Source organism: Stenotrophomonas maltophilia (assembly GCF_003970865.1).
GTDB lineage: Bacteria > Pseudomonadota > Gammaproteobacteria > Xanthomonadales > Xanthomonadaceae > Stenotrophomonas > Stenotrophomonas maltophilia_AR.
Map to the genome: position 1 here is coordinate 1 of NZ_RXLZ01000011.1, position 14,854 is coordinate 14,854.

General features: G+C 57.7%; 14 protein-coding genes. All 14 read left to right on the forward strand.

Annotated features, from left to right (window positions below; translation table 11 throughout):
* Positions 1–272 precede the first annotated feature (272 nt).
* Complete coding sequence (locus EKL94_RS05360) at positions 273–803, forward strand: dCTP deaminase (protein WP_126928294.1); 531 nt, start codon at positions 273–275, stop codon at positions 801–803.
* Positions 804–1,279: 476 nt separating this feature from the next.
* Positions 1,280–2,737, forward strand: a complete 1,458-nt coding sequence (locus EKL94_RS05365; RefSeq protein ID WP_126928295.1) for a class I SAM-dependent DNA methyltransferase — start codon at positions 1,280–1,282, stop codon at positions 2,735–2,737.
* Positions 2,737–3,897, forward strand: a complete 1,161-nt coding sequence (locus tag EKL94_RS05370) for a restriction endonuclease subunit S (RefSeq protein ID WP_126928296.1) — start codon at positions 2,737–2,739, stop codon at positions 3,895–3,897. Before EKL94_RS05365 ends, EKL94_RS05370 begins: the two co-directional genes overlap by 1 nt.
* Positions 3,894–6,230: an EcoAI/FtnUII family type I restriction enzme subunit R gene (gene hsdR / locus EKL94_RS05375; protein WP_126928297.1), complete on the forward strand. Its 2,337-nt coding sequence runs from the start codon at positions 3,894–3,896 to the stop codon at positions 6,228–6,230. The genes EKL94_RS05370 and hsdR overlap by 4 nt, the downstream gene beginning before the upstream one ends.
* Before the next feature lie 644 nt (positions 6,231–6,874).
* A complete protein-coding gene (locus tag EKL94_RS22625) occupies positions 6,875–7,801 on the forward strand; it encodes an RHS repeat-associated core domain-containing protein (RefSeq protein WP_312023654.1) in 927 nt (308 codons plus the stop codon).
* 7 nt (positions 7,802–7,808) lie between these two features.
* Positions 7,809–8,123 carry a DUF5076 domain-containing protein gene (locus tag EKL94_RS05385; RefSeq protein ID WP_227417111.1) on the forward strand — a complete coding sequence of 105 codons (315 nt, stop codon included), beginning with the start codon at positions 7,809–7,811 and terminating at the stop codon, positions 8,121–8,123.
* A 333-nt stretch (positions 8,124–8,456) separates the two neighbouring features.
* Positions 8,457–8,663 (forward strand): hypothetical protein, encoded by a 207-nt coding sequence (locus EKL94_RS22630; RefSeq protein ID WP_260473382.1) that lies wholly within the window; start codon positions 8,457–8,459, stop codon positions 8,661–8,663.
* Positions 8,664–8,678: 15 nt separating this feature from the next.
* A complete protein-coding gene (locus tag EKL94_RS22635) occupies positions 8,679–9,398 on the forward strand; it encodes an RHS repeat-associated core domain-containing protein (RefSeq protein WP_260473383.1) in 720 nt (239 codons plus the stop codon).
* Between the two features lie 73 nt (positions 9,399–9,471).
* Positions 9,472–9,999, forward strand: coding sequence for a hypothetical protein (locus EKL94_RS22315; protein WP_148105797.1), 528 nt, complete (start codon positions 9,472–9,474; stop codon positions 9,997–9,999).
* 620 nt (positions 10,000–10,619) lie between these two features.
* Positions 10,620–11,111 (forward strand): hypothetical protein, encoded by a 492-nt coding sequence (locus EKL94_RS05400; RefSeq protein WP_126928299.1) that lies wholly within the window; start codon positions 10,620–10,622, stop codon positions 11,109–11,111.
* Between the two features lie 595 nt (positions 11,112–11,706).
* On the forward strand, positions 11,707–12,648 hold the full coding sequence (locus EKL94_RS22815) for an RHS repeat domain-containing protein (protein WP_260473384.1): 942 nt from the start codon (positions 11,707–11,709) through the stop codon (positions 12,646–12,648).
* A gap of 27 nt (positions 12,649–12,675) precedes the next feature.
* Complete coding sequence (locus tag EKL94_RS22820; protein ID WP_126928300.1) at positions 12,676–13,092, forward strand: hypothetical protein; 417 nt, start codon at positions 12,676–12,678, stop codon at positions 13,090–13,092.
* A gap of 167 nt (positions 13,093–13,259) precedes the next feature.
* Positions 13,260–13,901 (forward strand): RHS repeat-associated core domain-containing protein, encoded by a 642-nt coding sequence (locus tag EKL94_RS22825; RefSeq protein WP_440087448.1) that lies wholly within the window; start codon positions 13,260–13,262, stop codon positions 13,899–13,901.
* Positions 13,902–14,410: 509 nt separating this feature from the next.
* On the forward strand, positions 14,411–14,647 hold the full coding sequence (locus EKL94_RS05420) for a hypothetical protein (protein WP_126928301.1): 237 nt from the start codon (positions 14,411–14,413) through the stop codon (positions 14,645–14,647).
* Positions 14,648–14,854 lie beyond the last annotated feature (207 nt).

The following is a 14,854-nucleotide window of genomic DNA, read 5'->3' on the forward strand; positions in this document are numbered from 1 at the left end:
TTTTGTCCCCTCTTTCCCAGTTTTTTTTTTTTTTTTTTGTTTACTGAAGCTGAAGACGGTATCAGAGGTCTTTGTTTTTTTTTTCAACGGGGAGCCGGGATACGGGTTAGGGGTCCGGCCTGTGGGCCAGGAGTTGTGTATAAGCAAACGATTACTATATTGTTTAGTTCTGCGTCTGGCGCATTCTTTTCGAGCTTGCGCGATAAGTCTCCCGTCCAGGATGATGGGCGAAATGTTAATCCGTCCGAAATTATAAACATCAAGGATAAGTGATGCTGGTTGTGTCTGAAAACCTAAAAGGTATTGCTAAGTCCTTTGATGTTTGTCCGGGCAGTCTTGTTGAGGAGTTTTCCTTGAAGATATTGCTCGACAGGACGGTTAGGCGAATGCGGGATGACGCCTTGGAGTCTTCCCCGGTGCGTTATGGCTCTAGGTATAATCCCGATGACTTTTTCTTTCCGGAAGAGCAGATTCATGATTCCCTAATGCTGCTGCCAGGTCAGAATTGTCTTGCTTGCTCGCAGCATGAGTACTTCATGCCCCCTGGCTATTTCGGTCTCGTGCAAACTAAGGGGAGTCTAGCGCGTCTATTCGTCACTGCCACCGCGAACGACGGGCAGGTGGAGCCAGGGTATAAAGGAAAGATAACTCTGGAATTGTCGAATCTTGCGAAATTTGCTGTTAGCATTCCGAGTGGTAGCGAAGTTGCGCAGATGTTTGTCTTTCGGTGTAGCAGTAACTCAATTGTCCCCTACAATGGCCGCTATCAGAACGCGCAGGGTCCGACGGTGGCTTCCTTCTAGCAGGTTGGGGCATAGGAGGCGCTTAAGTTGTGATTGATGTAGTGACCTAGCACCGCTGGCGTCTCAAAAGGTTGGTGGTTGACCGGCTTCAATTTCGCATGCGGGCAGCTCGGTCCAAGTGAGTCTGTGAATCTCAGTGCGACCAGGTATGAGGCGAGCTAACTTGTTGGGGCTTACGCATCCACCGCAAGTTGGGAGAAATAGGCTGCGGACGGGCTCGCAGGACGGAAGTATTGGGTATGTGCTCTGCATAAAGCGCTGCTAACTAGGGTTGGTCCAAGGCGAAAGCTCTTCACGAATGAGGCCAGACTCGGGTGGCATGAATCCCAACAACTCCTCCTGTGGCGTCTGCGAGTAGACTTGCCGCATTTGGTGGAAGAACTCCATTGAATCGCCTATCCGACGGTGACATTGCCTGGCATCTTGGAGTTGGAAGACATTGAACCCTGTAATATTGATCCCGGTACAGATTTGCCATGTTTGAACAGACTTTCAAGAACATCGACGACATCCTGCATAAGGACGCTGGCTGCACGAGTGAGCTCGATTACACCGAGCAGTCCTCTTGGCTATTGTTCCTGAAGTACCTCGATGCACTCGAAGCCGACAAGGCGAGCGAAGCCGCGCTTGAAGGCAAGCCTTACCGCTACATCATCGAACAGGCCTACCGCTGGGAAAGTTGGGCGGCGCCCAAGGGCGTCGACGGCAAGCTTGATCACGACGTGGCGCTCACCGGCGACGATCTATGTGAGTTCGTTAATGCCGAGCTCTTCCCGTATCTCGCTGGCTTCAAACAGCGTGCAAGCGGCCCCAACACCATCGAGTACAAGATCGGTGAGGTCTTCGGCGAGATCAAGAACAAGATCCAGAGCGGCTACAGCCTTCGCGACGTGATCGAGCACGTCGACGAGCTGCGCTTCGGCGCCCAGGCTGAGAAGCACGAGCTCTCGCACCTCTACGAAGTCAAGATCAAGAACATGGGCAACGCCGGCCGCAACGGTGGCGAGTACTACACGCCCCGTCCGCTCATCCGGGCCATGATCAAGGTGATCAAGCCCCGGATCGGTGAGCGCATCTACGACGGCGCCTGCGGCTCGGCCGGCTTCTTGTGCGAAGCTTTTGAGTACCTCTCTAACCAGGCGTGCCTGACCACGGCCGATCTCAGCACCCTGCAGACGAGCACATTTTACGGCAAGGAGAAGAAGAGCTTAGCGTACGTGATCGCGATCATGAATATGATCCTGCACGGCATCGAAGCCCCAAACGTCATCCACGCCAACACGCTGGCGGAAAATATCGCCGACATCCAAGACAAGGATCGCTTCGACATCATCTTGGCCAACCCTCCCTTCGGGGGTAAGGAGCGCAAGGAGGTCCAGCAGAACTTCCCCATCAAGACCGGCGAAACCGCTTTCCTCTTTCTGCAGCATTTCATCAAGATGCTGAAAGCTGGGGGGCGGGCTGCGATCGTCATCAAGAATACTTTCCTGTCGAACGCCGACAACGCCTCGATCAGCATTCGCAGGCTGCTGCTGGAGAGCTGCAACCTGCACACGGTGCTCGACTGCCCCGGCGGCACCTTCCTAGGCGCTGGCGTGAAGACCATCGTGCTGTTCTTCGAAAAAGGCGCCAAGACCCAGGGCGTCTGGTACTACCAGCTCGACCCGGGTCGCAGCCTAGGCAAGACCACGGCGCTGAACGACGCCGACTTGGTGGAGTTCGTCGAGCTGCAGAAAACCTTTGCCGACTCGCCGAAGAGCTGGATGCTGGACGCAGCCAGCATCGACACCACAACCTACGACCTGTCGGTCAAGAACCCAAATGGTGGGGAAGTGATCACGCTGCGCACTCCGCAGGATATCCTCGACGAGATCGTTGCGCTCGATACCGAGAGTGCCGAGGCTCTGGCCAAGATACGGGCTTTGGTGGCGTGATGGAGTGCTGGCATTTCAAGCCTTTCGAAGAGTGCCTTGAGCCTGTTGTCTATACGACGAAGGTTCAGCGCAAGGAATTTTTGGCCGATGGCACGTACCCGATCGTCTCGCAGGAAGATGGGCTCGTGAACGGCTTCTGGAACAACGCAGCGGACCTGTTCCGATTAGATCATCCAGTCGTGGTATTCGGTGATCACACGCGGACACTCAAATTCATCGACTTTGACTTCGTTCTTGGCGCTGATGGCGTCAAGGTTCTAAAGCCCAAGCCGTTTCTACATCCTCGGTACTTCTACTACCAACTCCACACCGCGAAACTGGATTCACTTGGTTATGCGAGGCACTACCGCCTTCTGAAAGAGCATCTGGTTAGCTACCCAGCCCTTTCCGAGCAGCGCCGTATCGTCGCCATCCTCGACGGGGCCTTCGAGGCCATTGCCACGGCCAAGGTCAACACCGAGAAAAGCCTTCTGAACGCGCGGGAGGTTTTTGAGAGTAAGCTGTATGCGCTACTCAGTCATGATGTAGCAGCTTGGCCCAAAAAGTCGTTGCGGGAGGTCGCGCTAGACTTCGGTCGTGGCAAGTCCAAGCATCGTCCCCGTAACGATCCGAAACTATACGGAGGGCCATACCCGTTCATTCAGACCGGTGACGTGCGAGGTGCCGAGCACCTGATCACCGAGTACACGCAGAGCTACAGTGAAGTGGGGCTGACTCAAAGCAAGCTTTGGCCGAAAGGCACGCTGTGCATCACTATCGCGGCCAACATCGCGGAAACCGGCGTTTTGAACTTCGATGCATGCTTCCCCGACAGCATCATTGGTGTCGTCGTGGATGAGAGGCAGACAAGTAGTAAGTATCTTGAGTACATGCTGCAGACGGTCAAAGCCCGTCTTAAAGCTAAAGGCAAGGGCAGCGCCCAAGACAACATCAATCTGGCGACGTTTGAGGACGAGCGGTTTCCGTTTCCAGATCTCGACACTCAAGCGCGTGTCGTCAGCCTGCTAGACAACCTGTCTTCTAGGGTCCAGGAGTTTGAGGAGCTGTGCAGTCTAAAACTCATCGCCCTAGATGAGCTCAAAAGGTCCCTGCTACACCAAGCCTTCTCCGGGCTCCTGACAGGCAAGTCAACTGACCAGCAACTGGAAGCGGTCCCATGAACGAAGCTGAAACCCGCGCTGAACACATTGACCCTGCCCTCAAGGCGGCCGGTTGGGGAGTGGTGGAATGCAGCCGGATCCGCCGGGAGGTCATCGCACCTGGCCGACTGCAGGGGAAGGGCCAGCGCGGCAAGGCTGAAATTGCCGACTACGTGCTTATCTACCGAAACACTAAGCTCGCGGTCATCGAGGCCAAGGCCTGGGACAAGCCAGCCACCGAGGGCTTGGCGCAGGCCAAGCAGTACGCCCGGAAGCTGGCGGTGCGCTTCACCTACGCCACTAATGGCCAAGCCATCTACGGCGTGGACATGGCCACGGGTGAGGAGGGAGATGTCGCCGCCTACCCGAGCCCCGACGAACTCTGGGCCCAGACCTTTGCGGAATCCAACACTTGGCGCGACCGCTTCGCCGCCGTGCCCTTCGAGGATAAGGGGGGCGCCTGGGAGAGTCGGTACTACCAGGAGATCGCGGTCCGGCGGGTGCTCGAAGCCATCGCTGAGGGTCGCGAGCGCATCCTGCTGACCCTGGCCACCGGAACCGGCAAGACGGCGATTGCCTTCCAGATCGCCTGGAAGCTGTACCAGAGTCGCTGGAACATCGCAGACTGGAAAGGGCAGGGCGAATCCTCGCGGCGGCCGCGCATCCTGATATTGGCTGATAGGAACATCCTCGCCGACCAGGCTTACAACGCCTTCTCGGCCTTCCCGGACGATGCCCTCGTGCGCATCGCACCCGACGAGATCAAGAAGAAGGGCCGAGTGCCCAAGAATGGCAGCGTCTTCTTCACGATCTTCCAGACCTTCATGAGCGGCGCGCCCAAGGATGGGCAGCCTTCGCCCTACTTCGGCGAATATCCGCCGGACTTCTTCGACTTCATCGTCATCGACGAGTGCCACCGTGGCGGGGCCAACGACGAAGGTCAGTGGCACGCGATCCTGAGCTACTTTGCGCCGGCTGTGCAGCTCGGCCTCACGGCCACGCCCAAGCGGCGGGGCAACACGGATACCTATGCTTACTTCGGTGAGCCGGTCTACACCTACTCGCTGAAGGACGGCATTAACGATGGCTACTTGACCCCCTTTAAGGTCAAGCAGATCGCCACTACGATCGACGACTACACCTATGCCCCCGACGACGCCGTGGTCGAGGGCGAGGTCGTGCCCGGCAAGCGCTACGTCGAAGGTGACTTCAACCGCGCGATCATCATCCCCGAGCGCGAGGAGTACCGTGTCAAGCTGTTCATGGGGATGATCGAGCAGAGCGAGAAGACCATCGTCTTCTGCGCCACCCAGCCGCACGCGCTGATGGTGCGCGATCTGATCAACCAAGTGAAGGCGAGCAAAGACCCTGATTACTGCGTGCGCGTGACGGCCGCCGACGGTGCGCGGGGCGAGCAGGCGCTACGCGACTTCCAAGACAACGAGAAGACGGTCCCGACGATCCTGACGACCTCACAGAAGCTCTCGACCGGCGTGGATGCGCGCAACGTGCGCAACATCGTATTGATGCGGCCCATCAATTCGATGATCGAATTTAAGCAGATCATCGGCCGCGGCACACGCCTATATGATGGCAAAAACCACTTTACGATCTATGACTTCGTAAAGGCGCACCACCATTTCAGCGACCCGGAGTGGGACGGCGAGCCGCAGGAGCCGGAATCGCCAAGGCGGCCCCGCCCGCCGCGAGAGCCGGAGCGCACCCCGGGGTCACTGCCGATGGGTGATCCAGAGCCGCCGCAGCAGAAGCTCAAAGTTAAGCTGGCTGATGGCAAGGCTCGAACCATTCAAAGCATGTCGGCAACGACATTCTGGAGCGCTGACGGGCGGCCGATGTCGGCCGCGCAGTTCCTCGAAGCTCTATTCGGCACCCTACCGGATTTCTTCAACGACGAGGACGAGCTGCGCCGGATCTGGAGCGCGCCCGAGACCCGCAAAAAGCTGCTGGCCGACCTTGCCGAGCGGGGATTCGGCAAGGAGCCGCTGGCCGAGATGCAGAAGGCCATCGAGGCCGATAAGAGCGATCTCTTTGACGTGTTGGCCTATGTGGCCTACGCGCGCGATCCGCTCACACGCGAGGCGCGGGCGGAAACGGCGCGCCTCGCTGGAGTGGGCCGGTTCACTGATAAACAGCAAGCTTTCATCGATTTCGTGCTCGCGCAGTATGTCAAGCAGGGCGTGGACGAGCTTGACGCGGAGAAATTGTCACCGCTGCTGCGGCTTCGGTACAGGGCGCTAAATGACGCCTTTGCAGATCTTGGCGAGCCAGAGCTGGTGCGACGGGTTTTTGTGGACTTCCAGCGGCATCTGTATGAATCGCCCAGGCTTCCCTAGAGACCCGGCAGCCATAAGCCATAGGTTAGTCGGTATGGGCTTCAGCGATGGAGTGACCGCTTAGATAAGGAGTGTCCGCATCCTCATCCGCGTCTGGGGCTGGCGGGATGGAGCTGTCTGCAAGCCGAGGCTTACTTGGCGCTTACCGCCAGTCGGGACAGTCTCGGTTAGACCCCGGAACGGCCCGATGGACACTTGCCAGGCGAGCTCGGTGTGCCGTTCCTATGGCGACGGTCCATGCCGGTCCGCTCGGCCGGAGTCGGATTCATCCGATCAGTTGCGAGTCGATTTGTGCTCCAGTTGGGGTCACTAGGCTGGGTTCGTAATGCGTAGGTCGCAGGTTCGACTCCTGTTTCCGGCACCAGTTGCAATGAAAAGCCCCGGCCTTGGTCGGGGCTTTTTGTGCTTTGGTAGCGCCGGGCCATGCCCGGCGGAATGCCGGCCCCAGTAGTGCCAGCCCATGGCTGGCAGCCCCTAATTTCCGAATCTCGCGGCCAGCCCGGCTTCCCAGGCGCTTAGCGCCGCGCCCTGTTCCCGATCTGGAAACCGCACCCGGCCATTCCTGTGCTATGAATACCCAGCCTTGCTTCAAGGCTCTTTCAGGGATTGGAAGGATGCGCAGGTTCGGGGGAACTGCAGGCGGTGTGTCGACCCGCTTCAGAGGATTTGAGGATCGAGTTCGGAAGCTGGGGGCATTGGGCGCCTGGCTGTGCTGCGTGCTGCTCGTTGGCCTTGGCGTGTCGCCAGGCGCAATCGCCCAGACGACGGTCACTTATATCCACACGGATGCCTTGGGCTCGGTTGTGGCTGAGAGCGATGCCAACGGCAACGTGATCAAGCGCTATGACTACGAGCCTTACGGTGCTGTGGTCGGTGGTCAGGTCACGGATGGCCCGGGGTACACCGGGCATGTGAGTGACTCGGCGACCGGACTGAGTTACATGCAGCAGCGGTACATGGATCCGCAGTTGGGTGTGTTCCTGTCGGTGGATCCGGTCACGGCGTATGAGCAGCCTGTGGGGCAGTTCAATCGGTATCGGTATGCGAACGGGAATCCGTACAAATTCACAGATCCGGATGGACGCAACCCGACCATCCTTGTACCGGTTGTAATCGGTCCGCTTGTAGTTGCGACGGTCTACTATCTGGGTACGACGCCTGAGCAACGTCAGCAGGCAGGGCAAGCGATAGATCGAGGCATAAAAAGGCTTTTCCAAAGAAATGAAGCTGCAGATTCAACGGGCGATGCTGGCACGTTTGCACAGCCTGGTGATGCAGATAGTTCCGAAGGCTGCATCTATTGCGTAGACGGATCCAAGACCCAGTCCGGCAAAGATTACATCGGATCAACGGATGACATGGGGCGGAGGCAGCGCGATACTTCCGACGGAAGGGATCGAAGTGGCGCTGAGAGAATTGGAAGCTATTCCAAAGGTGACAGGACGGGTCGTCAGAACCAAGAGCAGCAGGCTATAAATGATCGAGGTGGCAAAGAAAATTTGGATAACAAGCGAAATGAGGTAGCTCCCTCTCGATGGGAGGAGCGAGATATCAGGCCACCAGAGAGGTAGTGTCTAAGTGATCAATGAACGCCCCATTCCGGATGCAGCTTTCGAGGATGAGAATGCAGTAGAGATGCTGCGTGTCTGGATTGCAGCAAAAGGGCTGCATTGTTCCATGAAGGTTGGAATGTATCGGGAGCAGTTTGAAGTGCCTGAGGAGAGAGCCTGGGGAAGAATTTTGGCAGATGTTGCACGGCATCTGGCGAATGCGCTGGAAACCGGGTACGGTGCTGATGCCCACGCCTCCCTTCGTGAGATACAGGAGTGCTTCAATAATGAGCTTGGCAAGAATTCACCTGCAATCAAAGGTGGTTTCATCGATCGTCATTGAGTGATGGTCGTGGCAGCGTAGGTCGCAGGTTCGACTCCTGTTTCCGGCACCAGTTGTAATGAAAAGCCCCGGCCTTGGTCGGGGCTTTTTTTGTGCTCCGGTAGTGCCGGCCGCTGGCCGGCAGCTCCAGTAGTGCCAGCCCATGGCTGGCAGCCCCCACTTTCCGAATCTCGCAGCCTACTCGCCCGCCGGCTTCCTAGGCGCTTAGCGCCGCGCCCTGTTCCCGATCTGGAAACCGCACCCGGCCATTCCTGTGCTATGAATACCCAGCCTTGCTTCAAGGCTCTTTCAGGGATTGGAAGGATGCGCAGGTTCGGGGGAACTGCAGGCGGTGTGTCGACCCGCTTCAGAGGATTTGAAGATCGAGTTCGGAAGCTGGGGGCATTGGGCGCCTGGCTGTGCTGCGTGCTGCTCGTTGGCCTTGGCGTGTCGCCAGGCGCAATCGCCCAGACGACGGTCACTTATATCCACACGGATGCCTTGGGCTCGGTTGTGGCTGAGAGCGATGCCAACGGCAACGTGATCAAGCGCTATGACTAAGAGCCTTACGGTGCTGTGGTCGGTGGTCAGGTCACGGACGGACCAGGGTATACCGGGCATGTGAGTGACTCGGCCACCGGGCTGAGCTACATGCAGCAGCGGTACATGGATCCGCAGTTGGGTGTGTTTCTGTCAGTGGATCCTGTGACGGCCTATGAGCAGCCTGTGGGGCAGTTCAATCGCTATCGATATGCAAACGGGAATCCGTACAGATTCACGGATCCGGATGGGCGCGACATCGTTCCATTTGGGGACGTCGAGGGTGTCAGGGCGGACCTTAAAACAATTGGGTCCAAGCCAGAGGGGCGCGCCCTCATTGATCGCCTAGAGAAATCGCCCAACATACATGGCATCGGATATGCACCTGCCCGATTGGGTGATCCTGCGAAGACGATTCCATCGGATCATAAGGAGGCCGGGCTGCGCGCCGACGGGACGGCTGGAGGGGGCACCGGGTCTACAATATTAATCGATCCGGCGCAGAAGATTTATGAAGCAGGCCCAAATGGGCCGGTGGAGGTGCCTGGTTTTGTCAAGCTCGGGCATGAAATGGGTCATGCTGATGCGATTGATCAGGGTATCCAAAGTAGTGATATGGGCGCAGGCGTGTGGGGCACGACTCCTGGGTCAGAAGAACACTCAATGAAGATTGAAAACAGCATCAGGAAGGAGAACGGATTTAATGAGCGGCCAAGCTACTACCGTGAGTCTGTCCCGGCCCCCAAAGAGCGTTAGGTATGTAGTCGCAGGTCTTATTGCGATTGTATCTGCAATGTCCTTTGCTGGGGGGGCGGCTAGATGGTCTCCATTGGACGATCTTTCCTATTATCGTAATGCTCCATCAAGTGCAGAAGATCCGCGAGCAGGGGTGTTTCACGCATATCTTGCAGCCGCGCTCCAATCACATCGCTATCGCAACAGCGCGAATACGGCCTCTGAAAGCGGCTGTGATGCTTGGATTGCACTTCAGAGTGTAGAGGTGAACTCGTCAAGGTACGACTTTGCGCTGCTCTGCAGAAATGGGAAGGCGTGGACTGCGCTACGTGGAGGGGCAGGGGGCGAAGAAGCGGTAATAAGCCTCCCGGCGTCGGAGAACATGGACGGCTTGCTGTCCAGATCCAGGGCTCTTGCGGACGGGCCGCGTTTGGGAATTGGCTTCGATGGATTGACCTCCTATGTCACCACATATGATGGAGGTTCGGTTGGGCGATTTGCTGTCTATGGGGTTGAAGGTCGAGAATCGAAAAATGCGTCGGATTTTCGTCTTGCAGATGGCGTGGTGCGGGATCTCGAGCATGTCATTGAGCGCGCAAGTGGTTCTGCTCGGCAGGATTGATGGGGTGAACAATTTGAGTAATTACCCGGCATCGGTTCCCCGGTAGCAGGCTCGGGCGACTACGTTTCCTTTGCCCTGCATCTTCCCTGTTCCGGCTTCTGGCTCGTATGGGAAGATTCAGCGAAATGATGACGCAGCTGGTGGGGAACGGGAGGCCGGCCCCGGGCGAAAGGTAGACTTCGCGGCCGACGGAGCGCCCTACGGGTCCGGGTACCGCTAGGTGTGGCCGGGCTCACGGGGGGAATCGCGAGAGCGGGCCAAGTGGAAGGCCAACTTCGAGGCCCACTGAACGCCCCGCAGGTCGGGATACAGTGCGGCGGGGGGCGAGATGGGCAGCCTATTCCTGGAAGCAGGGGCGAATCGGGACGATCGCCATCGCCATTCATCCCGAGTGATCCATATTCACCTGAGAGTACAAGTGGGCGTCAGTCTGAAACGAGAAGAAATGAAGGCGCTTCAAGTAGCGATCCCGACTCGGTGATTCCTGACCGTGGGCCCGGAAGTGATCAAGGAGGGCATGCGAGCAGGGGAAGGACTCCACACGATACCGGAGAAAGAAATGTCAATAGAAACGAGGAGCATTATCGCCGACCCAAGGGAAATCCAACAGGGAGGTCTCGATGACTGATCGTAGATGGTCGCTGCCCTCAAATCGAGGAATGGAGAATCTCGAGTGTGAAGTTGTGGAGAGCACAGGTCGCGAAATGGTCTGTCGCTTCACGCTGGTTGGCGAGTACTGGAATCGAGCGCCAGAGGGGGGGCGGGAGGCAACTGAGGATTTTCGCGTTGTGCTTCCGCAAGTCATCGTGGCGCGAGACGCATTGGAAGGGCTTAGGCAGTCTTTTATAGACTGGCTGGATGACGGTGGATCATTCTCGCGCGCGCTCCAGCCTGCAGATGGAGGTGGGCAGGTGCTTGAAGTCGGCTTGGGAGATGATCCGCGCTTTGTTCGATCCACGAATAAGGCTGTGTTTACCTTTAGCTACTTCTCCGGTCTGGTGATGACAACCAGTTTCAGCTTTATGGTCGACCAGTCCTGTGTCCGTATGGCCATCGGCGGATTAACCGACTGCCTTCGCCATAAGGTCACGAAGTTCCGCCCATCACCATGACGCTTGGTCGACATGGTCGCACGGCGCAATTGACTGGTTGGGAGAGGTCGATCGTAATGCGTAGGTCGCAGGTTCGACTCCTGTTTCCGGCACCAGTTGTAATGAAAAGCCCCGGCCTTGTAGACCCCGGGACAGTCTCTTGGTCGCTTGCCCAGAGAGCCTCGTACAGCGTACCGGTGGCAACGGTCCATGCCGGTCCACTCGGCCAGAGTTGGGCTTGCCTGATCAGTTGCCAGGAGCGTGGGGCTATCAAGGTTCACTCGGCTGGGTTCGTAATGCGTAGGTCGCAGGTTCGACTCCTGTTTCCGGCACCAGTTGTAATGAAAAGCCCCGGCCTTGGTCGGGGCTTTTTTGTGCTCTGGTAGTGCCGGCCGCTGGCCGGCAACCCCAGGAGTGCCAGCCCATGGCTGGCAGGTCGCGATTTCCGAATCTCGGGGGCAGCTCGCCCCTCCGGCTTCCCAGGCGCTTAGCTCCTCGCACAGTTCCTGGCCTGGCAACCGCAGCCGGTCATTCCTGTGCTATGAATACCCAGCCTTGCTTCAAGGCTCTTTCAGGGATTGGAAGGATGCGCAGGCTCGGGGGAACTGCAGGCGGTGTGTCGACCCGCTTCAGGAGGATTGAACGAGTTCGGAAGCTGGGGGCATTGGGCGCCTGGCTGTGCTGCGCGCTGCTCGTTGGCCTTGGCGTGTCGCCAGCCGCAATCGCCCAGACGACGGTCACTTACATCCACACGGATGCCTTGGGCTCGGTTGTGGCCGAGAGCGATGCCAACGGCAAAGTGATCAAGCGCTATGACTACGAGCCTTACGGTGCCGTGGTAGGCGGTCAGGTCACGGACGGACCAGGGTATACCGGGCATGTGAGTGACTCGGCGACCGGACTGAGTTACATGCAGCAGCGGTACCTGGATCCTGAGCTTGGTATGTTCTTGTCCGTGGATCCTGTAACTGCGCATGACGGTCCGGTTAACCAGTTCAACCGCTATCGATACGCCAACGGAAATCCCTATAAGTTCAAAGACCCGGACGGTCGAATTGTCGAGACGGTTTGGGATGTGGCAAACATCGCCATGGGCGCGTCGAGTGCGTACTCGAACTTCAGTCAAGGGAATATTGGTGCTGGGGTAGTCGACTCCGTTGGTGTCGCGATTGACACTGTCGCGGCCGCAGTTCCTTTTGTGCCTGGTGGCGCGGGAGCTAGTATCAAAGCGGTCAGGATTGCAGACAAAGCAATGGATGCCGCACGCCGTGGCGAACAGGGAGCCAGTGCTGCGGCAGACGGAAGGAAGGTCTGGACTGCCACAAATGACGGAGTGATTCTCCCGCCGGGTAAAGATATGGATCTGGTTCCAACGTCGGCGCCAAATCCTCGAAACCCGGAGTGGGTGCAAGTCCACAGTTCACACCCTCATGCGGGCGATCCGCGCGCACATGCGCATGGTCCCGATCCCAGTAGTGGTAAACGGATCGATACACCTCTCGCGGAATCGATGAGGAAGGGGGGATGCCGGATTGAAAGATGGCTCGCTGAGGCATAGAGAAAATCGACAGGATCGAGGTGGTCCATGAGTCAGTTCATCCTGTTCGAGCAGAATCCTGCCGCAGAGGGAACATGGCGTGCTGAAATGGCGTCAGCGCGGAACAGTGGCTTCCTGGCTGGGGTTGCCGACCTCTACTTCCCTGGGGCAGAACAGGTAGTCAGTTGCGCCGCAGTTGCTGGGGATGCCAGTGATCTGATCAACGACGTCTACCTGCGCATCAGATCCAACTCGGATGTGGAAGGCTCGCGTATCGCCCGGCTGGTGAAGCGTGCGTTCGAGATGAACATCGGGTTCGTGTTCTGGGCTGGATCGGACTACAGGGATCTGCCCGCCGTAGGATCCTATGCGGACTTTCTGCAGGCGCTGGCGGAGCAGGCTGAGCAACAGCCCGCTGACGTCTTCATGAAATGCATTCCGCATTGCGCCGGAAGTATCGGTTGATTTCGCTGGGCTGACCCTGTCAGCCGACGGTGCACCATGAAAGAATCCCGGCAGTGCCGGGGTTTTTCGTTCCATAACCGCGGCGGTCAGGCCTTGATGGTGGCCATGTCGATCACGAAGCGGGGTATACCGGGCATGTGAGTGACTCGGCCACAGGGCTAAGTTACATGCAGCAGCGGTACATGGACCCGCAGTTGGGGGTGTTCCTGTCGGTGGATCCGGTGACGGCGTATGAGCAGCCGGTTGGGCAGTTCAACCGGTATCGGTGTGCGAACGGGAATCCCTACAAGTTCACGGACCCGGATGGGCGGTCCGCCACATGTGGTGAGAGATCGTGCGCAATCGAATGCACAAGCGGATTTACGTGCGCCGTAGACTATGTATACGTTGGGACGGTGTACGGAGGGCGGCTGCTTCGGAACGCAGTTGATACGATCCTGCCAGTTATGCAGCAGTCTCAATCACCTAAAGGTGATGCTCCTGCGCTGCCTGGAGGATTGGTAGGAACTGAAGACAAGGGAAGCAGGCAGCAGGGAGGACGTGTCAATAACGGGCCTCTGGCCCCGGACAAGGATGGGGTGGGGGATGGACTGAAGGACTTCGGTATCTTGACCGGCGGGAGGTTTGGTCCAGCGCCTGAGGGTTCACGATTGCCAGAGGGGGCGCAAGTTGGTGAGAACGGAGTAATCTATCGGCCAGGAAATGCAGGCTCTGGCCCTCGAATCGATATTCCAGCGAACGGTGAAAAGCCTCATGAAACACTTCATTACCCCAAGCCACCTCCGCCGCCAGAGAGGTCGGGCCTGTGAGCGATCTTATTAGTTTGTTGGAGTCGCGCCTGGCCGATGGCTCCGATGTCTATATTGATGCGGGCGTGAGTTCGAGTGAGTATCTTGAAGGGCTTGCGAATGACATCAGGCGGAATGAATGTCGGCCATTTGAACTGTCTGCGATGGTGATGGCGCCAGGTATTCCGGGATTTGATGATGGTGAGGAGATATCTGGGATGTGCGTCGCGAAGGAGGGGGGGCGCTGGTTGGTGTATAGGGCACAGGAGGATCTGTTCTATGCCTTTTGGGGGGGTAGGCCCGAGCAGCTAGGAGCTCACGGTATTTTTGGAAGTCCGTTGTACTGCTGGTCAGCGTGATGGAGGGGCGGGAGATCGGATGAGGCTGTTGCGTTTTGCGTTGCAACGACGAGCCCACTGGCAACGTGCTATCACTGCGAGCCTTGGGGGTGGGTCAAGGCAGCCAGCCGATTGTTTTCCCCTACAGTATCCAATCCGGTTCCGGCCGTTGAAAGGCTGCAGAGGCCATAGATGTCTGAGCTCAGAATATTTGTCGACTTCAACAATAGAGATTCTGATGGCTTCTTGAGGCTTAACCTCACGGGGACGCTGGAGGATCTGAGAAGAGAGCAACTGGTTCTCGAAGAGGGGATGCCCGCTACAGGATCAGACGGTGATCTCACTGCCAAGATCATCGTTGTTGCACCTGGAATAGAAGGCGTATGGCGGGGGAGGATCGTTGAAGGTCCTTGGGAGGAGGGTGCATAAACTAGTGCCCGTTGTTGGTTGGGTTGGGAGATGCTCCCTGCCTGCTGGCCGAGAACTGGTACTGGAGTTCCTGTTTGCGCAGGCTGTTAAGCAGAGTACGGCCGCGCAGCCTTCCAAAGGGCAGCCACGTTCCAGGCGGACGAGCTTAAAGAATGAATGAGACGACTATAGCTAAAGATGGTGAGAACGAGATTGCGGTGCCGCAAG